The 21,836-nt window shown below is 70.6% G+C and carries 22 protein-coding genes; 11 read left to right on the top strand and 11 right to left on the bottom strand.

Annotated elements, in window-relative coordinates:
• Both BM142_RS23330 and BM142_RS23335 read right to left on the bottom strand, forming a co-directional pair.
• Nucleotides 1-658: LLM class flavin-dependent oxidoreductase (locus BM142_RS23330; protein ID WP_139229000.1), on the bottom strand; the 658-nt coding region annotated here is incomplete at its 3' end.
• A gap of 72 nt (nt 659-730) precedes the next feature.
• Nucleotides 731-1,693, bottom strand: coding sequence for a fumarylacetoacetate hydrolase family protein (locus BM142_RS23335; RefSeq protein ID WP_254791202.1), 963 nt, complete (start codon nt 1,691-1,693; stop codon nt 731-733).
• A 127-nt stretch (nt 1,694-1,820) separates the two neighbouring features.
• Here BM142_RS23335 and BM142_RS23340 point away from each other — a divergent pair, with 127 nt between their 5' ends.
• Nucleotides 1,821-2,813 carry a LysR family transcriptional regulator gene (locus tag BM142_RS23340; RefSeq protein ID WP_092203814.1) on the top strand — a complete coding sequence of 331 codons (993 nt, stop codon included), beginning with the start codon at nt 1,821-1,823 and terminating at the stop codon, nt 2,811-2,813.
• 115 nt (nt 2,814-2,928) lie between these two features.
• Here BM142_RS23340 and BM142_RS23345 read toward each other — a convergent pair whose 3' ends face one another.
• The 5 genes from BM142_RS23345 to BM142_RS23360 all read right to left on the bottom strand — a co-directional run bounded on the left by BM142_RS23345 (nt 2,929) and on the right by BM142_RS23360 (nt 7,251).
• Nucleotides 2,929-4,206: an LLM class flavin-dependent oxidoreductase gene (locus BM142_RS23345; RefSeq protein WP_092203816.1), complete on the bottom strand. Its 1,278-nt coding sequence runs from the start codon at nt 4,204-4,206 to the stop codon at nt 2,929-2,931.
• Between the two features lie 118 nt (nt 4,207-4,324).
• On the bottom strand, nt 4,325-5,698 hold the full coding sequence (locus BM142_RS23350; RefSeq protein ID WP_254791204.1) for a bifunctional 3,4-dihydroxy-2-butanone-4-phosphate synthase/GTP cyclohydrolase II: 1,374 nt from the start codon (nt 5,696-5,698) through the stop codon (nt 4,325-4,327).
• Nucleotides 5,699-5,800: 102 nt separating this feature from the next.
• Nucleotides 5,801-6,028, bottom strand: a complete 228-nt coding sequence (locus tag BM142_RS24780) for a transposase (protein ID WP_175527425.1) — start codon at nt 6,026-6,028, stop codon at nt 5,801-5,803.
• The gene (locus tag BM142_RS25725; RefSeq protein ID WP_175527426.1) at nt 5,940-6,236 is read right to left on the bottom strand and encodes a transposase; all 297 of its coding nucleotides are present in this window, start codon (nt 6,234-6,236) and stop codon (nt 5,940-5,942) included. Before BM142_RS25725 ends, BM142_RS24780 begins: the two co-directional genes overlap by 89 nt.
• A 262-nt stretch (nt 6,237-6,498) precedes the next feature.
• Nucleotides 6,499-7,251, bottom strand: coding sequence for a GntR family transcriptional regulator (locus tag BM142_RS23360; RefSeq protein ID WP_092203857.1), 753 nt, complete (start codon nt 7,249-7,251; stop codon nt 6,499-6,501).
• Between the two features lie 156 nt (nt 7,252-7,407).
• Here BM142_RS23360 and hpaB point away from each other — a divergent pair, with 156 nt between their 5' ends.
• The 7 genes from hpaB (at nt 7,408) to BM142_RS23395 (ending at nt 14,221) form a co-directional block, all read left to right on the top strand.
• Complete coding sequence (hpaB, locus tag BM142_RS23365; protein ID WP_092203822.1) at nt 7,408-8,901, top strand: 4-hydroxyphenylacetate 3-monooxygenase, oxygenase component; 1,494 nt, start codon at nt 7,408-7,410, stop codon at nt 8,899-8,901.
• Between the two features lie 2 nt (nt 8,902-8,903).
• On the top strand, nt 8,904-9,452 hold the full coding sequence (locus BM142_RS23370) for a flavin reductase family protein (RefSeq protein ID WP_092203824.1): 549 nt from the start codon (nt 8,904-8,906) through the stop codon (nt 9,450-9,452).
• 35 nt (nt 9,453-9,487) lie between these two features.
• Nucleotides 9,488-10,426, top strand: a complete 939-nt coding sequence (locus BM142_RS23375; RefSeq protein WP_092203859.1) for a 3-carboxyethylcatechol 2,3-dioxygenase — start codon at nt 9,488-9,490, stop codon at nt 10,424-10,426.
• A gap of 85 nt (nt 10,427-10,511) precedes the next feature.
• Nucleotides 10,512-11,585: an LLM class flavin-dependent oxidoreductase gene (locus BM142_RS23380; RefSeq protein ID WP_092203826.1), complete on the top strand. Its 1,074-nt coding sequence runs from the start codon at nt 10,512-10,514 to the stop codon at nt 11,583-11,585.
• A gap of 52 nt (nt 11,586-11,637) precedes the next feature.
• On the top strand, nt 11,638-12,255 hold the full coding sequence (locus BM142_RS23385) for a cysteine hydrolase family protein (RefSeq protein WP_092203828.1): 618 nt from the start codon (nt 11,638-11,640) through the stop codon (nt 12,253-12,255).
• On the top strand, nt 12,252-13,109 hold the full coding sequence (locus BM142_RS23390; RefSeq protein ID WP_092203830.1) for an alpha/beta fold hydrolase: 858 nt from the start codon (nt 12,252-12,254) through the stop codon (nt 13,107-13,109). Before BM142_RS23385 ends, BM142_RS23390 begins: the two co-directional genes overlap by 4 nt.
• A 101-nt stretch (nt 13,110-13,210) precedes the next feature.
• Nucleotides 13,211-14,221, top strand: a complete 1,011-nt coding sequence (locus tag BM142_RS23395; protein WP_175527427.1) for an AraC family transcriptional regulator — start codon at nt 13,211-13,213, stop codon at nt 14,219-14,221.
• A 51-nt stretch (nt 14,222-14,272) separates the two neighbouring features.
• On the opposite strand, the gene BM142_RS23400 is transcribed toward BM142_RS23395, so the two are convergent.
• On the bottom strand, nt 14,273-15,385 hold the full coding sequence (locus BM142_RS23400) for an LLM class flavin-dependent oxidoreductase (protein WP_092203833.1): 1,113 nt from the start codon (nt 15,383-15,385) through the stop codon (nt 14,273-14,275).
• 323 nt (nt 15,386-15,708) lie between these two features.
• Here BM142_RS23400 and BM142_RS23405 point away from each other — a divergent pair, with 323 nt between their 5' ends.
• Nucleotides 15,709-16,563 carry an alpha/beta fold hydrolase gene (locus tag BM142_RS23405; protein ID WP_092203835.1) on the top strand — a complete coding sequence of 285 codons (855 nt, stop codon included), beginning with the start codon at nt 15,709-15,711 and terminating at the stop codon, nt 16,561-16,563.
• A 58-nt stretch (nt 16,564-16,621) separates the two neighbouring features.
• Entirely contained in the window at nt 16,622-17,368 is a 747-nt protein-coding gene (locus BM142_RS23410; RefSeq protein WP_092203837.1) for an SDR family oxidoreductase, read from the top strand.
• A gap of 48 nt (nt 17,369-17,416) precedes the next feature.
• Here BM142_RS23410 and BM142_RS23415 read toward each other — a convergent pair whose 3' ends face one another.
• The 3 genes from BM142_RS23415 to BM142_RS23425 form a co-directional block, all read right to left on the bottom strand.
• Entirely contained in the window at nt 17,417-18,361 is a 945-nt protein-coding gene (locus BM142_RS23415; RefSeq protein ID WP_092203839.1) for a 3-carboxyethylcatechol 2,3-dioxygenase, read from the bottom strand.
• 106 nt (nt 18,362-18,467) lie between these two features.
• Nucleotides 18,468-19,628 carry an acyl-CoA dehydrogenase family protein gene (locus BM142_RS23420; protein WP_092203841.1) on the bottom strand — a complete coding sequence of 387 codons (1,161 nt, stop codon included), beginning with the start codon at nt 19,626-19,628 and terminating at the stop codon, nt 18,468-18,470.
• Nucleotides 19,625-20,872 (bottom strand): CaiB/BaiF CoA transferase family protein, encoded by a 1,248-nt coding sequence (locus tag BM142_RS23425; RefSeq protein WP_092203843.1) that lies wholly within the window; start codon nt 20,870-20,872, stop codon nt 19,625-19,627. Before BM142_RS23425 ends, BM142_RS23420 begins: the two co-directional genes overlap by 4 nt.
• Nucleotides 20,873-21,011: 139 nt before the next feature.
• Between BM142_RS23425 and BM142_RS23430 the strand changes: the two genes are divergently transcribed.
• A complete protein-coding gene (locus BM142_RS23430) occupies nt 21,012-21,737 on the top strand; it encodes a GntR family transcriptional regulator (RefSeq protein WP_217640861.1) in 726 nt (241 codons plus the stop codon).
• Nucleotides 21,738-21,836 lie beyond the last annotated feature (99 nt).

Raw genomic sequence — 21,836 nt, forward strand, 5'->3', positions numbered from 1 at the left:
CCACGCTGACGCCCTTGATCGTGCCGTGCTCGTCGACCTCGCCGGGCTGGCCGTACGGGCGGGTGATCGTGTCGGCCGGCGGCCAGTTCGGGATGCCCTCGATCGGGAACGGCACCTGGTAGGTCGGGCCGTCGTACTGCAGCAGCGGCTCGGCCCACGCCTTCTTCATGATCTTGAAGTTCTCGGAGAAGAGCAGCCGGTTGCGCTGGTCGGCGTCGCTCATGTCCGACGCCGTCGACGTCACGCCGAACCGCTGACACAGGATGTTCTGCCAGCGCGCCTGGTAGCCGCGCGCCATGCCGACGAACAGCCGGCCCTTGAGCATGTGGTCCACCATGGCGATCTCTTCGGCCAGCCGGATCGGGTCGTGCGCGGGGAGCACCAGCCCGAGCTGACCGTGGCGGAGCCGCTTGGTGTGCTGCCCGAGGTAGAGGTTGAGCATCAGGGGGGACGGCGAGATCTCCATGCCCTCGGAGTGCATGTGGTGCTCGACGTGGGTGATGCCCCAGTAGCCGAGGTCGTCGGCGGCCTTGACGAGCTCGACAAGGCTCTCGAGCATCCGCTGGTAGGCGTCGTTGTCCCGTCCGATCGGGCGGCGGGCGGCCATCTCCTGCTCGTCACCGAGCGTGGGATAGACCTGCAGGATCACTTCGGTCATGCGCGTCTCCGTCGTGTTGCGGGGGAGCCGGTCTGCCGGGCGGCAGTCCGGTACGTGCAGCAGGGGGACGGCTCAGGCCGTCGTACGGACGAGGTCGATGCCGTAGCCGGGTGCCAGCCGCTTCTGGCCGACGGTGTTGCGCAGGACGCCGATGCCGGTGACCTCCAGCTCGACGACGTCGCCGGGTGCGATCCAGCGGTCCATCTCCAGGCCGCAACCGCGGCCGATGGTGCCGCCGCCGAAGACGTCACCGGGCTGCAGTGGCTGGTCCACCGACAGGGTTGAGATGACCTCGGCGAAGCTGAAGACCATCGCGCCCAGAGTGCCCTCGGACCAGGTCTCGCCGTTGACCCGAGCGCTCATGCGGGCGGTGGAGATGTCGATCGAGTCCGCAGTGGTCAGCGTCGGGCCCAGGGTGGTGGCGAAGTCCTTGCCGAGGGCCGGCCCGAGCTGCACCTCCATCTCGCGGAACTGGATGTCGCGGGCGCTCCAGTCGTTGAAGATCGTGTAGCCGACGATGCAGTCCAGTGCCTGCTCCGGCGTCACCTGGAAGGCGCGCTTGCCCAGGACCGCGGCCACCTCGAGCTCGAAGTCAAGCTTGTCGGTGTAGTGCGGCCAGGGGACCTCATCGTCCGGGCCGATGACCGTGTCGGGATTGCCCTTCCAGTGGATCGGCAGTCGGTACCACTCGGCCGGCACACTGCCGAAGCTGTTCCTGACGTGCTCCTCGACGAGCATGAAGTCACGCATCGAATTGGGGCGGGGGAGGGGTGCGAGCAGTCGGACCTCGCTCGCAGGTGCCGAGAACTCGCCGGTGTCCCGCGCCCGGTCCAGGCACTTCCGGGCGAGGTCGAGACCCTCGTCGCCGAGGCGGAGCAGCTCGAGCATCGAGCCGGGAACGGGATGCCCACCGGGGCGACTCCCCGCCGCGTCGACGAGGTCGACGATCCGCTCGCCGTCGGCGATCCCGACGCGGGGAGAGTCCGCGCCGTCCCGACGGCGGTAGCTGACCAGCTGCACGGTGCCTGCTCTCATCCGGTGGTTCAGGTGACCATGAACGGACCGAACGTACGGTCGGCGGATGTGACCTGGGAAACACTGTTCTCTGGTCGATTCACCAACTAGATTGGTGAATCTGTTTGGGCAGAGAAATGGGCATGCGGTGGCTGACAACTTCGAACTTCGGCACCTGAGGGCGTTCGTCGCCGTCGCCGAGGAGCTGAACTTCTCCCGCGCGGCGCGCAAGCTGCACATGGTCCAGCAGTCGCTGAGCGCCCAGGTGCAGCAGCTCGAGCACGAACTCGGCGTCCAGCTCTTCCGGCGCACCACGCGGCGGGTGGAACTCAGTGAGGCCGGCGCGGTGCTGCTCGACCACGCCCGCACCATCCTGCAGCGGGTGACCTCGGCTGCCGAGGAGGTCCGGCGCACCGCCGCTGGCGAGACCGGGCGGCTGGTTGTCTCCTACACCCCGACCCTGGTCAACGAGACCCTTCCCCGGCTGGTCACCGCTGTGCACGAGCAGTGGCCCGGGCTCTCACTGCAGATGGTCGAGATGTGGCAGACGGAGAGCATCGAGTCGGTGAGGGCCGGACGGGTGGACGTCGGGATGGCCCGCCCCGCGCACGTGGACGAGGACCTCGAGTCGGTCCGGCTGCGGGACGAGCCGATCGGGGTGGTGCTGGGGGAGCGGCATCCCCTGGCGGGCAGACCCCTCCTGACCATGGAGGACCTGGCGAACAGCACCTTGGCCATCTGGCCCCGCCAATTCTCGCCGGACTTCTTCGACCAGGTGGTCGACTCCTTCCGGGGACACGGCTTCCGGGGCCGGATCCAGGAGTTCGAGTACCTGACGTCGGCGCTGTTCCACCGCGATCCGGCGGCCCGCGCGGAGATCGCGGCCGGCCGCGCGTTCTCGGTCGCGTTCGTGACCCAGTTCGACCCCCTGCCAGAGGGGTTCGTGTGGCGCGCGGTCGAGCCGCAGACGCTGATCCCCGTCCAGCTCTACTGGAGCCGGGGAGCCGGGGCCGCCGTCCGGCGGTTCGTCGACGTGGCGGTCGAGGTTTCCGCGGCCGACGGCTGGCTGAGTCCCGGCCGGTCGGCGGCGTCCTCGCCGCCCGGCCCGACAGCGGCCGGGGTGTCGGGACAGGTGGGCTGAGAGCCGGGCCCTCGCCGGGCGGCCCGCACCACGATGGGTTGAAGCCCGGCACACCGCGCTGGAGCGCGCCGCCGCCGGGGATGACTCTGGTCGAGGCACCCCCGGCGGGCGGGATTCAGCGGACGGGGGGCGTCTCGTCCCAGATCGGTGTCTGGAACTCGGGACGCAGCGTCGGCTTGAACTGCTCCAGGGTGATTCCGAGCTTGGGCAGCACCTTGTCGACGAGCAACTCGTTGCTGGCCAGCATTTTGTCGATGGACGCCGGCCCGATGCCCTGCCACAGCACGAGCAGGTCGGTGTCGAAATCCTCGATCACCTGCTCGAGTTTGCGGGCGACAGTGTCGACCGAGCCGGTCAGCGAGTACCCGCGGTCGACCATCGCCCTGTAGTTGTTCGGGATCGGCCCCTCCTCACCCGGGTAACGCAGCGCCTCGTTGAAGCCGAAGAAGTCGTGCCACTCCGGCCAGATGAAGCCCAGGGCGTTCGAACCGATCTCGAACGCCTCTTCGTCGGTCTCCGCCACGACGATCTCGCGGAAGTGGCCGACGTTCTCGCCGCGCTTGATGTTCGGATCCCGCTTCAGCGCCTCCTCGTGGTAGGCGTCCAGGCAGGAGTCGACGATCTCCTTGATCGGGCTGAAGATGATCGGCCAGGCGGCCTCCTGAGCCGCCCACCGGATCGTGTTGGGGCTCAGCGTGAACGGAACCATCAACTCGATGGTGGACGGATCCTGGAGCGTGTTCGGGGCGATCCCGATCTTGCGCAGCATCCCGTCCGCGTCGACCGTCGACGGCGCCATCTTCTGGGTGCCGGGGTGCTCCCAGGAGATGCCCGCCGGGGGCACGTTCCAGTGCTTTCCCTCGAAGGAGTATTCGCGGTTCTCCCAGAGGCCCCGGATGATCTCGTAGCTCTCCTCGAAGAGCTCCCGGTTGACCTTGTCGTGCGCGGCGTAGTCCGGGTCGGTGGCGAACGTCGCGAACGCGTTGTTCTTTTGGCCGACGGTCATCACGTGGCGGGACTGGTAACCGCGGGCGAAGCCCGCGAACATCCGGCCGCCGCTGAAATGGTCGAGCATCGCCAGATCCTCGGCGACGAGGATCGGGTTCCGAGAGGGCAGCACGGATGCCATCTGCCCGATGCGCAGCCGGCTGGTGATGCCGGCCGCCCAAGCGCCCAGCAGGATCGGGTTGTTCGACATCTCGAGGCCCTCGAGATGGAAGTGGTGCTCGGAGAACGCCACGAAGTCGAAGCCCAGGTCGTCCATCTGCTTGATGATCTGACTGTTCTCGAACAGCGCCCGCTGGTAGTAGTTTGGGTTCGCGCCGGCGTACCCCTTGCGGAACTCAGCGGGCGTCGCAGCCGCACTGGGCAGCAGGAAACTTCCAAGCCTCATGGTTCGGGTCAACCCTTCGTAGGGGTGCCGGCGCGGTGCCGGCGGGGTGGATTCGTCCGACGGAGGTCGGCTGCCGCGGGGTTGCGACGGGTTAGCGGTCCGGACCTGCAGCCTCTGCCTACGTCAGGCCGGCCTCGCCGCGGAGGGCATGCACCTCTTCGTCGAGTGCGCCCAGTTCGTGGCCGAGCCGGTCGCGCTTGGCCCGCAGGTACCGGACGTTCGCCGGACCGGGTACGACGACGATCGGCTCGCGCGTGCTCACTGCGACGCCGTGCTCGACAAGACCGCGGCTCTTGTCGGGGTTGTTAGTCATCAGCCGCACCGAGCGGACGCCGAGGTCGATCAGGACCTGGGCGGCGACGTCGTACCGGCGGAGGTCGACCGGCAAGCCCAACGCCAGGTTCGCATCCAGCGTGTCCAGCCCCTGCTCCTGCAGTTCGTAGGCGCGCATCTTGTTCGCCAGCCCGATACCGCGGCCTTCGTGCCCCCGCAGGTAGACCAGGACGCCCCGGCCGGTCGCTGCGATGAGCCGCAGTCCGGCGTCCAGTTGCTGACCGCAGTCGCACCGGTGCGAGCCGAACAAGTCGCCGGTGAGGCACTCCGAGTGGACCCGGACGAGCACGTCCCGGCCGTCCCGCACGTCACCCATCACCATGGCCATGTGCTCCACCGCATCGCCGGTCCCGGTGTAGCAGTAGGCCCGGAACGTCCCGTGGTCGGTCGGCAGCGATGTCTGGGCCGCGCGCCGCACGACCGGTTCGGCGGCGCGCCGGTGCCGGGCCAGATCGTCGACGGAGATCAGGTGCAGATCGTGCTGCACCGCGAACCGGCGGAGGTCGCCACGGCGGGCCATCGAACCGTCGTCGTTGACGACCTCGGAGATGACTGCCGCGGTGCGCAGCCCGGCCAGCCGGCTGAGGTCGACGGCGGCCTCGGTGTGGCCTGCGCGCTCCAGCACGCCACCCGGGCGTGCACGCAGCGGGAAGATGTGCCCTGGCCGAACAAAGTCCTCGGCGGTAGAAGACGGATCAGCCAGCGCGCGCACCGTCGCGGCACGGTCGGCGGCCGAGATGCCGGTCGAGATGCCGGTGCGCAGGTCGACCGAGACCGTGAACGCAGTGCCCTTGGGGTCCTCGGTGTCCTGAACCATCTGCGGCAACCGCAGCGCCGCCAGTCGGTCAGCGTCCATCGACACACAGACCACACCGCCGGTGTGTCGGACGATGAAGGCCATCAGCTCCGGGGTCATCAGTTCGGCGGCGGCCACCAGGTCGCCTTCGTTCTCCCGGTTTTCGTCGTCGACAACCAGCACCGGCTCGCCTCGCCGGAACGCCGCGACGGCAGCAGCGAGGTCGCCGCGACGTAGGCTTGGCAGCGAGACCTCGGGCGCACCGGTGGGCGCGGAGATCCCTGGACGGTATGGAGAACGATTCATCGACCCCTCCTGACATGCTAGCGTGCCGACCGTAGCCGGGTGAGACCCGCGCCACAAGTGTTGCGTCGGGTGTCTGTCGAATCGGCGATGCCAACTGCCGCGGCACTCCAGCGGACGTGCGGCGACCGAGGGCCCATGAGCTAGGGCATGTCTTTGAAGTCAGGCCAGCCAAGAGCAGGATCGCCGCCAGGACCGTGCCGCCTCGGTAGACGGGACGTGTTTGTCATACCGGGTCGCCAGGCCGCGCCAGTTCTCGAAGTGGTTGAAGGCCCGTTCGGCGACGTTGCGGTTCTTGTAGTCACCGGTATCGAAGTCGACCGGTCTGCCACCGCGGGAGCCCTTGTTCTTGCGGTGCCGGATCTGGTCGGAGGGCTCGGGGATGACCACGGCGTCCGGCGGGAGCCCACGTGGGCCGGTGCCCCCGCGCGGAGTAGGCCTTGTCCGCCCGCAACGCCGCCGGGGCCGTTCGGGGCCGACCGGGACCGACGCGGGAAACGCGCAGCTCCGCGAGCAGTAGTGGCAGCCCTGGGGAATCGTTGGCCTGACCGGGTGTCACGGCGATGACCAGCGGCAGCCCGTTGCCATCGACGAGCACATGGGTCTCGGTGGTCAGACCCCCGCGGACTGGTCCCGCCAGGGGAGGCCCGTCGATGTCGGTAGATCGTCCCGTCCGCCAGCGACCGGTGTTGCCCGCATCGGCCGGCCCATCGCACCCTTACCGGCGGCAGCGCAGGATCGACCCGAGCCCAATCTCGTCACTGACCACCGACATCAGCGTTACCCAGCAGCAGTGAGCACCTCAGGGCGCCGACATCCGGGACACCCCCCGGGATCGGGTCGGTGGACCCGTAGGGGGATCAGCTGCCGGCGGCGCGAACGGCCTCCGTGTCGGCCTCGGACTGGATGACCGCCAATGTGCCGACGATGTGTCGCTCCATTGCGGCGCGGGCGCCCGCCGCATCTCCGGACGCCAAAGCCACGCGGATCTGCTCGTGATCGGCGTGTCGGTCGTCGAGTGCGCTGCTGAGGGGCTGGGGGATGCCGGCGGTGTTGATCAAGAAGTCACTGAGGTCCCACATGCGCAAGCTCATCTCCTCGACCATGTCCGACCTGGCCATGCGGTGAATGACCCCGTGGAACTCACGATTGAAGACGCGATAGGCGTGCGCGCGGGCGCCGGTGTCCTGCGCGCTGCACAGGTCACCGATCCGGGCGTGGACTTCGTCCAGGGCGAGCAGGTCGGCTGCTGTTCGGCGCTCGGCCGCGACGGCGGTGATGGCTCCTTCGAATGCCCCGAAGAGCGTAAAGAAGTCGCCGACGTCCTGCGGGCCGTAGGACGCAACCCGGCACCCCACCTGCGGAACGATCTCGACGAGGCCGTCTGCGCTCAACCGACGAAGGGCTTCCATGATCGGTTGCTTGCTGACGCCGAGCGCCGACTTGAACATCTCGACCGACAGCCGATCCCCGGCCGTCCAGCGGCCGTCGAGGAGTTGTTCCTTGATCTGTCGATAGGCCGCCGTCCCTCGCCGCAGGTAGGGGTCCACCGCCGGCATCATTGAGACGTCGTCGAGCGAGCCGGGGCTGGAATGTGTGGGGTCACCGGCCATGGTCGAAGCGTAATCGCTCATCACGGCTCGCATCGACAGAGCTCGGCGCGTGCCCTTGCGGACCGACAGCTCCGCGTTTCGCGCGCAAGGCTTGCGTGGGATTAGGACGGCCGCTACGTTCAGCGAAACGCTAGCATGCCAGTTGGGAGACAGTTCATGCCGATCCGTACGGGTGCGCAGTACATCGAACGGCTGCGCAAGACGCCCCGCGACGTATGGATCCGCGGTACGCGGGTCGAGGACGTCACCACCCATCCCGCCCTCGCCGCTCCGATCGAGCAGATCGCCCACCTCTACGACATGCAGCGCGACCCGGAACTGGGCCCCGTCCTCACCCGCCCCGGGCCGGACGGGCCGATCGGGATCGCCTTCGTGCCGCCGCGCTCCTACGAGGACCTGGTCGCCCGGCGCGAGGCCTTCCGGGTGTGGTCGGAGGCGACGCTCGGTCTGATGGGCCGCTCGCCGGACTTCCTGAACACCACGCTGATGGCGTTCGCCGAGGAGCCGGCCGTGTTCGAGGAGCTCGGCCCCCAGTACGCACGCAACGTGCAGGCGTACTTCGAGTACGTCCGGGACAACGACCTCTTCCTCACCCACGCCCTGATCACCCCGCAGACCGACAGGTCGCGCTCGGCCGGGGAGCAGCAGGACGCCTTCCTGCACATGGGCGTCGTCGAGGAGACCAGCGACGGTCTGGTGGTCCGCGGGGCCCGGATGCTGGCCACCCTCGCGCCGATGGCCGACGAGATGATCATCTACAGCCTGCCGGGGCTGCGCCCGGGCGACGAGAAGCACGCCGCGGTCTTCGCGGTACCGATCGACGCCCCCGGGTTGCGGCTGATCGCCCGCGAGCCCTACGACGACGGCAGCCGCAACAGCTTCGACCACCCGCTCTCCTCGCACTTCGAGGAGGCCGACTGTCTGGTCGTCTTCGATGACGTACTCGTCCCCTGGGACCGGGTGTTCCTGCACGGCGACGTCGCGCTGGCCAACGCGATGTACAGCCGCACCAACCTGCGCCAGCACACCGGTCACCAGACCGGCGTCCGCGGGCTGGTGAAGATGCAGTTCGTCACCGGAGTGGCCATGGCGTTGTGCCAGTCGGTCAAGACCGACGGCTTCCTGCACGTGCAGAAGGCCCTCGGCGAGGCGATCGCCGCGGTGGAGACCTGCCGGGCGCTGATCGTGGCGGCCGAGACCGAGTTCGAGGTCGGCGCCAACGGATCGGTGCGGCCGCGGTTCCAGGCGTTGCAGACCCTGCGCATGCACCTGTCCTCCGCCTATCCCAAGGTGGTGGAGACGTTGCAGACACTGGGAGCCGGCGGGCTGCTGATGATGCCCTCGGCCGAGGACTTCGGCAGCGAGATCGCCCCCGACATCGAGAAGTACTTCGTCGGGGCGGAGGGGTTGCCGGCGGTCGACCGGGTCCGGCTCTACAAGCTCGCCTGGGACCTCTGCGGGGACGGCTTCGGCCAACGGGCCCTGCAGTACGAGCGGTACTACGCCGGCGACCCGGTGCGCCTCTACGCCGCGAACTACCTGACCTACGACAAGACCGACTGCCGGCGCCTGGTCGATCGGGCACTCGAGCTGGCCGGCGACCCCGGGGACGCCGTGGCTGCCGTCCGGTCCCGCGCGGCCGAGGCGTGACCATGACGGTGGACGCCGACGTCGACCCCGGGCTGATGCGCCGGGCGATGGGGCAGTTCGCCACCGGCGTCACCGTGATCACCACGGTGACCGGGAACGCCGAGCCCGTCGGGTGCACCGTCAGCGCCTTCGCCTCGCTGTCCCTGGACCCGCCGCTGGTCCTCGTGTGCATCGGCCGGGACCGCCGGATGCACGATCCGCTGACCTCGGGGCCCGGCTTCACGGTGAACGTGCTGGCCCACGACCAGCGGGAGGTCGCGTACGCCTTCGCCCGGGCCGGCCAGGACTGGTTCGCGAACCTGGCCGTGCGTCCGGGGCGGCACGGGATCCCGCGGATCGACGGTGCGCTGGCGCAGATCCAGTGCGATCTGCACGGCGTCCTGGACGGCGGGGACCACGCGATCGTCGTCGGCAGGGTGCGGCAGGTGGACCTCGCGCCGGGGGAGCCGCTGCTGTACAGCCAGGGCGCCTTCCTCGACGTGCCCGACGCCGACTGGGAGCGCGTCACGGCCACCGCTCCCTCCGAATGGCTCCTCTCGGCCCCCTGGTGATGACCTCGACCCCCGACGCACGGAAGGCGAACCCGATGTCCCTGGCGGTGTGCACCGTCTCCCACTCGCCCCTGATGGCCCGCAACGAGCCGGCTCCCGGCGTCCGGGACCGGGTGGAGGCCGCCTTCGCCGAGGCCCGGGCCTTCATCGGCGACTTCGCCCCGGACGTGGTCGTCGTCCTCGCGCCGGACCACTACAACGGCTTCCTCTACGACATGATGCCGCCGTTCTGCATCGGCACCGAAGCCCGGTCCGTGGGGGACTACGGATACGAGGAGGGCCCGCTGCGGGTGGACCGCGACCTGGCGCAGTTCCTCGCCTCGGCCGCGCTCGCGGCCGGCATCGACGTGGCCGTCTCCGAGCGCATGCACGTCGACCACGGCTTCACCCAGCCACTGACCCTGCTCTTCGGTGGGATCGCGGCGGTGCCGACCGTCCCGGTCTTCATCAACAGCGTCGCCGAACCGCTCGGCCCGGTCAGCCGCGCCCGACTCCTCGGGGCCGCGCTCGGTCGGGCAGCCGCCGGGCTGGACAAGCGGGTGCTGTTCCTCGGCTCCGGTGGGCTGTCCCACGACCCGCCGGTGCCGGCCCTCGCCGGCGCCACCCCCGAGGTGGCCGAGCGGCTGATCAGCGGGCGCAACCCGACGCGCGAACAGCGGGCCGAACGGGAGACGCGGGTGACTGCGGCTGCCCGGGAGTTCGCCGCCGGCACCCTGCCGCTGCAGCCGCTCAACCCCGAGTGGGACCGGGCGCTGCTGGACGTCCTCGCGTCCGGGGAGCTCGAGGAGCTCGACTCGTGGAGCAACGAGTCGTTCGTCACGCAGGCCGGCCACTCCTCGCACGAGGTACGCACCTCGATCGCGGCCTACGCCGCGCTGGCCGCGGCCGGTCCCTACGTCGTCACGCAGTCCTTCTACGAGCCGATCCCGGAGTGGATCGCCGGGTTCGCCATCACCACCGCACGACCGGCCTGACCGCACCAGAGCACGACCGCATCAGAGCGCGACCGCACCACCCCCCACCCACATCCGGCCCAGCCGGAGCCGCAAAGGAGCAGCAGTGGATTTCGTCATCGGCACGTGCGCCAAGATCGACCAGATCGGCATGGTGAAACAGGCCGAGGACCTCGGCGTCTCGCACTTCGGTGCCGGTGAGGGGCCGCTGCTGTTCAGTGACCCGTACCAGTTCCTCGCCATCGCCTCCCAGCAGACGTCGACCATCCAGCTGGGCACGATGGTCACCAACCCGCTGACCCGGATCGCGCCGGTGACCGCCAACTCGATCGCCACGCTCAACGCCCTCGCTCCGGGGCGCACGTTCCTCGGCATCGGCACGGCCAACAACGCGTTGCGCTCGATGGGTCACCGCACCGCCCGGATCAAGGAGCTCACCGATTCCCTCGAGGTCTCCCGCGGGCTGCTGAACGGGGAGCGGGTCGTCCACGACTGGCTGGGGGAGCAGCGCGAGATCGAGTTCCTCGACCCCGACGCCGGTTGGTACAACATCAAGGACCGGGTGCCGATCTGGGTGGCCGCCGGCGGCCCCAAGGGCCTGCACGAGGCCGCCCGCTACGCCGACGCCATCGTCTACTGCCTCGGCCCGAACCCCGAGATGATCGGGCTCGTCCGCCGCGAGCTGGACAAGGCGGTCGCCGATGCGGGCCGCCCGGCCGGCTCGGTGAAGCTCGTCGCCGTCACCTGGTTCTACGAGCTGCGCAACGGCGAGACCTGGGAGGACGGGATCTCGAAGGGCTTCGGCTCGGGTCCGATCAGTTCCTGCCTGACGAACATCGGGTTCATGAACCAGCACGTCGACGAGCTCGGCGGCGACATCGTCAACGCCACCAACGAGGCGGCGATGGCCTACCTCGGTGACCCGAACGCCGTCGACCGGCCGCACTACCTCGACGTCTGGAAGCAGTACCTGCGCGGCCTGGACCCCAAGCACCTGCCGCTGATCACCAAGGAGCTCGTCGACTACTGGTGCCTCTACGGCAGCCCCGACGAGCTGCTGGAGAAGGCCCAGCTCATCACGGAGTCCGGGGCCGACATGGTGCAGGTCTTCCTGTCCAACCCCTACACGGCAGAGCGCGACATCAACGACATCGGCAAGAGCATCCTTGCCCGCGCCTGACCTGCCCGTCCCGATCCGTCCGCCCCTGATCCACCCCACCAGGAGGAATCCCATGGAGCTCGACCCCCGCACCACCGCACTGCTGGCCGTGCACCTGCAGAACGACGTCGTCAGCGCCGGCGGCGCCTTCGCCGACTTCTTCCACGAGCAGGTCGTGGCCCGCGATGTGGTGGCCGTCAATGCCGATCTGATCGCCGCGGCCCGGGCGGCCGGCGTTCCGGTGATCTACACGCGGGTGGCGTGGAAGCCCGACTACTCCGACCTGCACGCCAACTCCCCGCTGCTGGGCATGGTCGCGCAGTTCGGCTGCCTCAAGGACGGCAGCCCCTCGGCCGAGATCGTCGCCGAGGTCGCGCCGACCGACGGCGACCACGTCGTCACCCACCAGCGGGTCGGTCCGTTCGTCGACTCCCCCCTGCAGGACCTGCTGAAGGAGTTGGGCGTCAGCACGCTCATCGTCTCGGGCGTGGCCACCAATGCCTCGGTCGAGGCGACCGTCCGCGGTGCCAGCGACCACGGGTACCGCACGATCCTGGTCGAGGACGGTTGTTCGGCCGGGACCCTCGAGGCGCACCAGGCCTCCGTCGGCTCGATGGGGCTGCTCGCCGAGATCACCACGGCCGCCGAGGTGACCCAGGCGCTGGGCGCCACGGAGGGCGCGACCGCATGAGCGACACCCCCGTCTGGGTCGCCCTTGGCGACGTGCCGCACACCGTGGAGTACATCGACGTCGGTCCGTGGCGCACCCGCGTCCTGCAGGCCGGCGCCGGGGAACCGCTGGTGCTGATGCCCGGCACCGGTGGCCACCTGGAGGCCTACGCCCACAACATCGGACCGCTGTCCGAGCACTTCAGGGTGATCGCCTACGACTACCCGGGGCACGGGTACACCACCCACGCCACGAGCAACCTCGAGCTGCCCGACTACGTCGAGCACCTCGCCGGCCTGCTCGACGTCCTGGGCGTGGCCAGGGCGCACCTCAGCGGGGAGTCCCTCGGCGGGTGGGTGGCGTTGAAGTTCGCCGCCGCCCACCCCGACCGGACCGCGCGTCTGGTGCTCAACACCCCGGGCGGGACGATGGCCCGCCCGGAGGTGATGGAGCGGATCCGCAGCCTCTCCCAGGCGGCCGCGGACGATCCCAGTGATGCGAACATCCGGGCCCGGCTGGAATGGCTGATGGCCGACCCGGCAACCGTCACTGACGAATTGGTGGCCATCCGCCGGGCCATTTACGCCCGGCCCGGTTTCGCCGAGTCCATGCGACACCTGCTGTGCCTGCAGGACCCCGAGATCCGTCGCCGGAACCTCGTCACCGACGAGGAGCTGGCGGCGGTGCCCCACGGGGCGATGGTGATCTGGACGTCGGACGACCCCTCCGGCCCCGCCGGCGTGGGCATGGACATGGCCGAGAAGATCCCCGGCGGTCGGTTCGAGTTCATCGACGGGGCAGGGCACTGGCCGCAGTGGGAGCAGCGGGCGGCGTTCAACCAGCTGGTCATCGACTGGCTGACGAAGGAGGGATGACCGGGGACCGGAACGCTGTGGTGGACGGCGAGCCTCCTCGCCCGGGGACTCGCCGTCCACCGCGGCCGGGCACCGGCCGTGCGGTTCGGAGCGGAGAGATGGTGAGCGATCAGCCGGCCGGTCGTCGTCGGCACGGGACGGAACCGCTGTCCCGCCATGTCGTGCTGGCGTCCGGCGACCTCGACGAGGCCCGCCGCGGCATCGGGAACGTCTTCGTGCCACACCAGGTCGACGTCGCCGGCCCGGGAGTGGTGGCCGCCCGGCTGCACGCCGTCCAGCTCGACCGGGTCACGTTCGCCTACTCGCGGTACGGCGCCCCCGTCGAGATCGGCGGGCTCGGGGCCATGGGGCCGTGCTACCACCTCAACGTCCTGCACCGGGGCGCGGTCCGGTCGTGGCGCGGACGGGACGAGGTGGACCAGTCGCGCCGCGGTGAGGGCGTCGTCTTCACCCCGGACGAGGGGTGGCGGATGAGCTGGGGCAGCGACTGTGCCCAGGTAGCGGTCCGCATCGACCAGCAGGCGCTGCACCGGCACTTCGAGCGCACCGTCGGCCGCCCCAGTGGCCGGTCGATCGTCTTCCGTTTCGCCCTCGACGAGAGCCCGGCGGTCCGCAGCTTCGTGTCCCTGCTGAGCAGCATCGTGACCGAGCTCGACACGACCGCCGAGAGCTGGCTCTCCAGCCGGCTGATGGTCGCCCAGGTCGAGGACTTCGTCATGAGCGGACTGCTGGCCGCCCAGCCGCACGACCACTGCGACGCCCTCGCCGCCCCGCCCGGGCCGAGCCGGCCGCGGCACGTCCGGCGGGCGATGGACCTCATGGTCGAGCGCCCCGACGACCCGCTGACGACGACCGACCTCGCCGATGCGGCCGGGGTGAGCGTCCGCACCCTGCAGGCGGCGTTCCACAGCCACGTCGGGATGTCCCCGATGGAGTTCCTGCGTGACGTCCGGCTGGAGCGGGTGCACCGGGAACTGGCGGACGGGGGCGCCCACACCACGGTGACCGCCGTGGCGCTGCGCTGGGGCTTCGGCCACCTCGGCCGTTTCGCCGTGGCCTACCGGCGCAAGTACGGCCGCTCCCCGTCGGACACGTTGCGCTCGGGCGGCTGACCGGGATGGCCCCGGAGCCCGCGACGGCGCGGGCCCCGGGGCTCCGTAGGCTCAGCCGGCGTTCGGCTCCTCACCGGGGAGCTTCAGACCCTTGAGCGCCGGGATGACGTTCTTGGAGTACAGGTCGTACGAGCGCTTCGTCTGCTGCTCGGTGAGCGAGCCGAAGGTGCCCCAGACAATGATGTTGCCACACTCGAGCTCCTCGGCCTGGGCGACGAGCTTGTCCCGGACCGTCTCCGGCGAGCCGACGCAGATGATCCCGGCGTCGTTGAGGTCCTTCCAGCTCACGTTGTCCTGGACGAAGGGCCGGAAGAACGACTGGTAGTACTCGTAGCCCTTCGGGACGTTGTCGAGGTCCTCGAAGATGGCGTGCGTGCGGAAGAGCCCGAACAGGTGGTCCAGAGCCGGCTCGGCGAGGTCGTTGGCCTCGGCGTCGGTCGGGGCCACGAAGATGTTGCGCATCACCGCGACCCGGTCGGGCGCCGTCGAGTTGCCGGCCTCGCGGGCGGCCTTGCGGTACCGGTCGAACATGTCCTTGGTGTCCGGGACCGGCAGGAAGGTGTGGGCCATCTTGTAGCCCTGGGTGCCGGCCCACTCGGTGGTCGCCGGGCTGAGCGCGGTGATCCACACCGGCGGGTTCGGCTGCTGGATCGGCTTCGGCCAGACCGCGACGTCGTCGTAGTCCCAGAAGCGGCCGTGGTGGGTGAACGACGGGTTGCGCCACGCCTCGTGGATGAGCTGCATGCCCTCCTCGAACCGGGGGCGCGTCTCCTCCATCGGGATGCCGGCCTTGGAGAACTCCAGCTCGTCCACGCCGCGGCCCATGCCCACCTCGAGGCGGCCGTGGGTGAGGTAGTCGAGCATGGCCGCCTCTTCGGCGAGCCGCAGTGGCTCGTGGAACGGGATGATGTTGGCCATCACGCCCAGTCGGATGTTCTTGGTCCGCGCGGCCACCGCCGCGACGAGGAGGTTCGGCGACGGGCTCACCGTGTAGGCGGTGAAGTGGTGCTCGCTGAAGAAGATGCCGTCGAAGCCCTGGTCCTCGGCCCCGACCCAGGTGTCGAAGTGCCAGTCGTACAGCTCCGAGCAGAGCTCCGGGCTGAAGTTCTCCGCCCGCTTGTCGTAGGGGTAGTTGAAGATGTCGAACATCCAGGACTTGACCACGGTGTCTCCTGTCGACGGTGCTGGTCGGGGTGGGTCGGGCGCACGGTAGCCGTGGACCGACGCCCCGTCCGAGCCGAAAAACGCCGGCTCCGGCCGCCCTGCGCAACCGGTTTGCGACCCACGCGCCGGCGAGGAACTCCTGGTCGGAAGCCCGTCGAGTCTGGTTGTATAAAATACTTGACCATGGCGACGTCCCCGCCTAGCTTGACCGCAGCAGGGGGCAGGCCGCCCGCGGCCGCGGAGTGAACGCGACGTCGGAGCCCTTCCCCTCGAGTGGCCGCGGGTCCCTCGACGTCGCCTCCGACCAGATCTGGAGATCACCGATGACCGTGTGGACGGACCTCACCGGGCTGGAGTTCAGCGTCAGCACCGTCGACGTCGGCGGGGTGCCCACGCGGAGCCTGCAGGCCGGCTCGGGCCCGCCGTTGGTCTTCCTGCACGGCACCAGCGGGCACCTCGACGGCTTCAGCCGCAACATCGCCGCACACGCGGAGCACTTCACCGTGCACGCCATCGACATGCTCGGCCACGGGTATACCGGCAAGCCCGACCGTCCGTACACGATCCCCACCTACGTCGAGCACCTGCTGGGGTACCTGGACGCCTGCGGCGTGGAACGTGCGCACCTGGCGGGCCAGTCCCTGGGCGGCTGGGTCGCCGCCTGGGCGGCTGCGGAGCACCCCGACCGGGTGCGCTCGCTGTCGCTGCTCGCCCCCGGGGGGACCGTGGCGAAGCCCGAGGTGATGAACCAGATCCGCACCTCGACCCTCGCGGCGGTGGAGAACAGCGACCCGGCCGGCACCCGGCGGCGGCTCAAGTGGCTGATGGCCCACCCCGGGACCAGCGTGACCGACGAACTGGTCGCCATCCGGCACGCCATCTACCAGCAGCCGGAGATGAAGCGGAACGTCGGGAACATCCTCGTCCTGCAGGACCTCGACGTCCGTACCGAGAACCTCATGACCGAGGAACGGCTGGGGCGCATCCAGGCCCCGACGCTGGTGGTGTGGACCACCGACGACCCCACGAGCGAGATCGCCGAGGGGCACTTCTGGGCGGACTCCATCCCGGGCTCCCGGTTCGAGCTGATCGAGGACGCCGGCCACTGGCCGCACTACGAGCAACCGGACCGGTTCAACGCCCTGCACCTGGACTTCCTGCTCTCCACGCTCCCGTGACCCGGATGCCCGCCGACGCCGGTGGGCCCGCACCAGCACCACTGCAGAGAGGCAGGACATGGACCTGGGCATCGCCGGCAGGCGGGCAGCCGTGGCCGCATCCACCCGTGGGCTGGGCTTCGCGACGGCGCAGGCGCTGGCGGCCGCCGGTGTGCAGGTCGCCATCTGCGGTCGGCAGCGGGACAGCGTCGAGCAGGCCGCAGCCCGCATCGGTGCAGCGGCCATGCCGATCGTCGCCGACGTCAGCACGCCGGAGGGCGCGACGCGGTTCGTCGAGGGCGCCGAGCGTGTCCTGGGCGGGATCGACATCCTGGTCGTGAACGTGCCGGGGACGCCGGCCGGGACCTTCGCGTCCACCGCGCTGGAGGAGTACGGCCCCGCGCTGCAGAACCACGTGCTCAGCGGGGTGGCGATGTGCAAGGCGGCCGTGCCCGGCATGCAGGCGCGCGGCTGGGGGCGGGTCGTGGCGATCACGTCGGTCGGCGTCCGCCAGCCCTTCCCCGACCTGATCCTGTCCAACACCGGCCGCTCCGGGCTGACCGCGTTCCTCAAGACGCTGGCACTGGAGGTGGCGCCCGACGGCGTCACGGTGAACAGCGTCCAGCCCGGCCTGCACCGGACGGAGCGGCTGGAGAGCTGGGCGGGGGACCGCCTGCCCGACATGGCGGCGGAGGTGCCGGCGAAGGCCGTCGGCGAGCCGGCCGACCTCGGCGCGGTGGTGGCGTTCCTCTGCTCCGAGCCGGCCCGCTACGTCACCGGGACGGCGGTCCCCGTCGACGGGGGCCTGTACCGCGGGCTGCTGTAGCCGCGGCGGCCGGCCCCGTACGGAGGGCCGGCCGCCGGTCCGGCCGGCTCAGCGGCCGCGGGTCTCCGCGGTGGTGACCCCGAACCCGGCGATCCACTCCGGGATCGCCTCGTAGAAGGTGGAGCGGACCTCGTAGGGCCCCATGGCACCGAGGGCGGCGTGGACCGCGATCCAGGTGCGCACCTCGTGGGAGGAGTGCCCGGCCTCCTGGACGAAGGACTCGTTGCTCCACGAGTCGAGCTGCGCGAGGTCACCGCCGCCGAGCACCTCGAGGAAGCGCCGATCCCACTCCGGGTTGAGCGGCATGAGGTCCGACGTTCCCGCCGCGTAGGCCAGCGCCGCGTCGAAGACGCGGTCCTGCCGCGCGGCCCGCTCCTCCGGCGTGGGGTTCCGCCCGGAGATCAGCCGTTCGACCACCTCGGGCGGGGCCTCGGTCAGCCGGGGGACCGGCGGGTCGTGCGACAGCCCGCCGGAGCCGAGCAGGAGCACCCGGCGGTCGAGTGCGGCCGCGGCGCGGCCGACGGCCTCGCCCAGCAGCCGGACGCGGCTCACCGGTCCGAGCGGCTCGGCGACGCAGTTGATGAACACCGGCACCACGGGAACCGTGTCGATGCCGCCGAAGAGCAGGTCGAGGGGTTGGGCGCAGCCGTGGTCGACGGTCATCCGCTCGGAGAACGCCACGTCCACGCCGGCGTCCAGCACGGCCGAGGCCAGGGACCGCGCTGCGGCCCGGTCGACCGGCAGGGGCCCGGCCGAGGTCCCGTAGTCGCCGATCGCGGTCGCCTGGGCGCCGATGCAGAACGAGGGCATCAGGTCGTAGAGGAAGCCGTTGTAGTGGTCGGGCGCGAACACGACCACGAGGTCGGGATCGACGTCGGCCACGAAGGCCCGGGCGTCGTCGAGGGCGGCCTCCACCCGGGCGACGACCTCGTCGGCCGGCTGGTGGACGCCCATGACGGGCGTGTGCGACAACGCGCAGAGAGCTAGCGACATCGTGGTCGGGTTCCCATCCCAGCCGCTCCGGGGACCCGGGCGCGGCTGTTGCCGTCGGACATGGACTGCTGTGTTCCTGCCGGGCTGCGTTCCTGTCGTGCGGGGGTCATGAGTAGGGCAGTCCTCCCCGCTCGACGAGCTGCCGGGCGATGACCGAGCGCTGGATCTCGTTGGTCCCCTCGCCGACCACCATCAGCGGTGCGTCGCGGTAGAACCGCTCGACCGGGTACTCGGTGGAGTAACCGTTGCTGGCGTGGATGCGCACCGCCTGCTGGCAGAGCTCCAGGCACACCTCCGAGGCGTAGAGCTTGGCCATCCCGGCCTCGAGGTCGCACCGGGCGCCGCCGTCGAGGCGGTCCGCCGCCGCGAAGACCAGCATCCGGGCGGCCTCGAGCTTCACCGCCATGTCCGCCAGGTAGTTGCCGATCGACTGGTGCTGCCAGATCGGCACCCCGAACGAGACGCGTTGCTGGGAGTAGGCCAGGGAGGCCTCGAACGCGGCGCGGGCGACGCCGGTGGCCCGCGCGGCGACCTGGATCCGGCCGAGTTCGAGGCCCGTCATCATCTGCGTGAAGCCGGCGCCCACCGCGCCGCCGAGCACCCGCGCGCCCGGCACGCGGCAGTCGTCGAAGGAGATCTCGCAGGTCTCGACGCCCTTGTAGCCGAGCTTCGAGAGGTCCCGGGAGACCGTCATGCCCGGCCCCTGCTCCACGAGCAGGATGCTCATGCCGCGGTGCGGCGGGGTCGCCCCGGGGTCGGTCTTGCACAGCAGGGCGACCAGCCCGGCGCGGCGGGCGTTCGTGATCCACATCTTCGTGCCGGTGACGACGTAGTCGTCACCGTCGGCGCGGGCGACGGTGCGCATGCTCTGCAGGTCCGAGCCGCCGTCGGGCTCGGTCAGGGCCATGGTCGCCCGCAGCTCCCCGGTGGCCAGCGCGGGCAGGTACCGGTGCCGCTGCTCGTCGGTCCCGAAGCGGGACAGCAGGTTGACCACGACGCCGTGCCCACCCATGGCCCCGGCCAGGCTCATCCAGCCCCGGGCGAGTTCCTCGGTCACCGCGGCGAAACACGCCGTGGAGACGCCGAGGCCGCCGAACTCCTCGGGCACGAGCAGCCCGTAGACGCCGAGGACCTTCATCCGCTCGATCAGCGCCCCGGGATAGGTGTTGGCGTGTTCCAGCTCGTCCACGACCGGCGCGACCTCGCGCTCCACGAACTGCCGGACGGTCGCGACGATGGCCCGTTCCTCGTCGTTCAGCTGTGTCATGGTCCCTCTCCGGACGCGTGGGATGCCGCGGCCGGTCCGGCCGGCGGAACTGCCGTGGGGCCCAGGGCCGCCGCGATGTCGGCCTCGTCGAGGCCCGCCCAGCGCAGCACCGACCTGGTGTGCTCGCCGACGGACGGCACGGGACGCATCACCGCCGGACGGGCGGCGCCGGTCAGCGGGGGTTCGAGGGCCACGAGCGGGCCGGCCGGCGAGCCGACCTCCCGCAGGCGGGAGCGGGACTGCAGGGCCGGGTGGCGGCCGAGGGCCGTCACCTCGGTGATGCGCGCGTGTGCGACCCCGGCGCGGTCCAGCAGGTCCTCCAGTGCACCCGCGGTGAGCCGGCCGATGCGCCGGTCGATCCGCTCCTGCAGCTCGGCCCGGTTCCGCACCCGACAGGTGTTCGTGGCGAACCGGGCGTCGACGGTCATCGACGGGTCGGCGAGCACCACGTCGCAGAACCGGGACCACTCGCGGTCGTTCTGCACGGCGAGGACGATCTGCTCGCCGTGGGCGGTGGAGAAGGGGCCGTAGGGGGCTATCGCGGCGTGCGCCGCACCGTTGCGGGGCGGCGCCGCCCCGCTGTAGGTCCCGTAGTAGAACGGGAAGCCCATCCACTCGGCGAGGGAGTCGAAGAGTGACACCTCGACGGAGCTGCCCTGGCCGGTCCGCTCCCGCTCGTAGAGCGCGGCGAGGATGCCGCTGAAGGCGTAGCTGCCGGCCGCGATGTCGGCGACCGGGATCCCGGCCTTCGCCGGCTCGTCCGGGGTGCCGGTGACCGACAGCAGGCCCGCCTCGGCCTGGACCAGGAGGTCGTACGCCTTGCGGTCCCGGTAGGGACCCTCCGTCCCGTACCCGGAGACGTCGCAGGTGATCAGGCGGGGACGGGTGGCCCGGACCGACTGCGAGCCCAGGCCCAGCCGCTCGGCTGCTCCGGGGGCCAGGTTCTGCACGAAGACGTCCGCCCGGTCGAGCAGCTGCTCCACGGCGGTCACGGCGCCGGGCTGCTTCAGGTCCAGCGCCACCGACTCCTTCGAGCGGTTCAGCCAGACGAAGTGGCTGGACAGACCCTCGGCCGTCTCGTCGTAGCCCCGGGCGAAGTCGCCTCCGCCCGGCCGCTCGATCTTGATCACCCGGGCGCCGAGATCTGCCAGCTGCCGGGTGGCCAGAGGTGCGGCGACGGCCTGCTCGAGAGTGACCACGAGCAGGCCGGTCAGCGGGAGAGGGCGCGACGTCCGCTCAGTCACGGCGCGGACTGTACAACATATAAAACGCTTGGGACCAGGTGCAGCGCGGCGCCGTCAGGTCGGGACGGCGGCACGGCGTCGGGGAGTGCGATGCTGGCCCGCACGACGACACGGTCGTCCGCAGAGGGGAAGGGGAGACGTGGAGCCTGGCGCACCCGGTCCGGACGCGCGCGGCGGTCGCACCGCGGCCGCGGACTTCCGGAAGCGGCGGCGCGCCCACCTCAGCGACGAGGTGGCCTCCTACATCCGCGACCTCATCATGTCCGGCGAGGTCCGGCAGGGGGAGTTCCTGAGGCTCGAGCGGATCGCCGAGGAGGTCGGCGTGAGCGCCACCCCGGTGCGCGAGGCGCTGCTCTCCCTGCGCGGTGAGGGCTTCGTCAGCCTGGAGGCCCACCGCGGGTTCGTCGTCGCCCCGCTGAGCCGGCAGGACGTCGTCGACCTGTTCCGGGTCCAGGCCGATGCGGCGGCGGAGCTGACCGGCCGGGCTGCCGAGCGCATGTCACCCGAGGTGGTGGATCGACTCGCCGAGTTGCAGGAGCAGCTGGAGGAGGCGGCCCGGCGGGGTGCGGCCGGGGAGATGGAGGACCTCAACTTCCGGTTCCACCGCCTCGTCTACCGGTCGGCGGACTCCGCGAAGCTGATCTGGGTGCTGGGCAGCGTGGCCCGGTACGCGCCGCGGCGGTTCTACGCGAGCATCCACGGGTGGCAGGGCGCGTCGGTGGCGGAGCACGGCGCGATCATCGACGCGTTGCGGCACCGGGACGCCGAGAAGGCCCGCGGCACGATGCGCAGCCACGTGGACCACGCCGGCGAGCTGCTCGTCGCCCACCTGGAGAGTCGGGGCTTCTGGGCGGGCGCCTCGTGAGCTCCGCGACCGCAGGCTGAGCCGGACCCCGGCCGAGCCGGCCGCCGGCACCGGGCGGCCGCGAGGAAATCGGGGCGAGGTCTTGCCGTCTAGCATGCC

The sequence above is a fragment of the Blastococcus tunisiensis genome (assembly GCF_900112815.1).
Lineage (GTDB): Bacteria > Actinomycetota > Actinomycetes > Mycobacteriales > Geodermatophilaceae > Blastococcus_B > Blastococcus_B tunisiensis.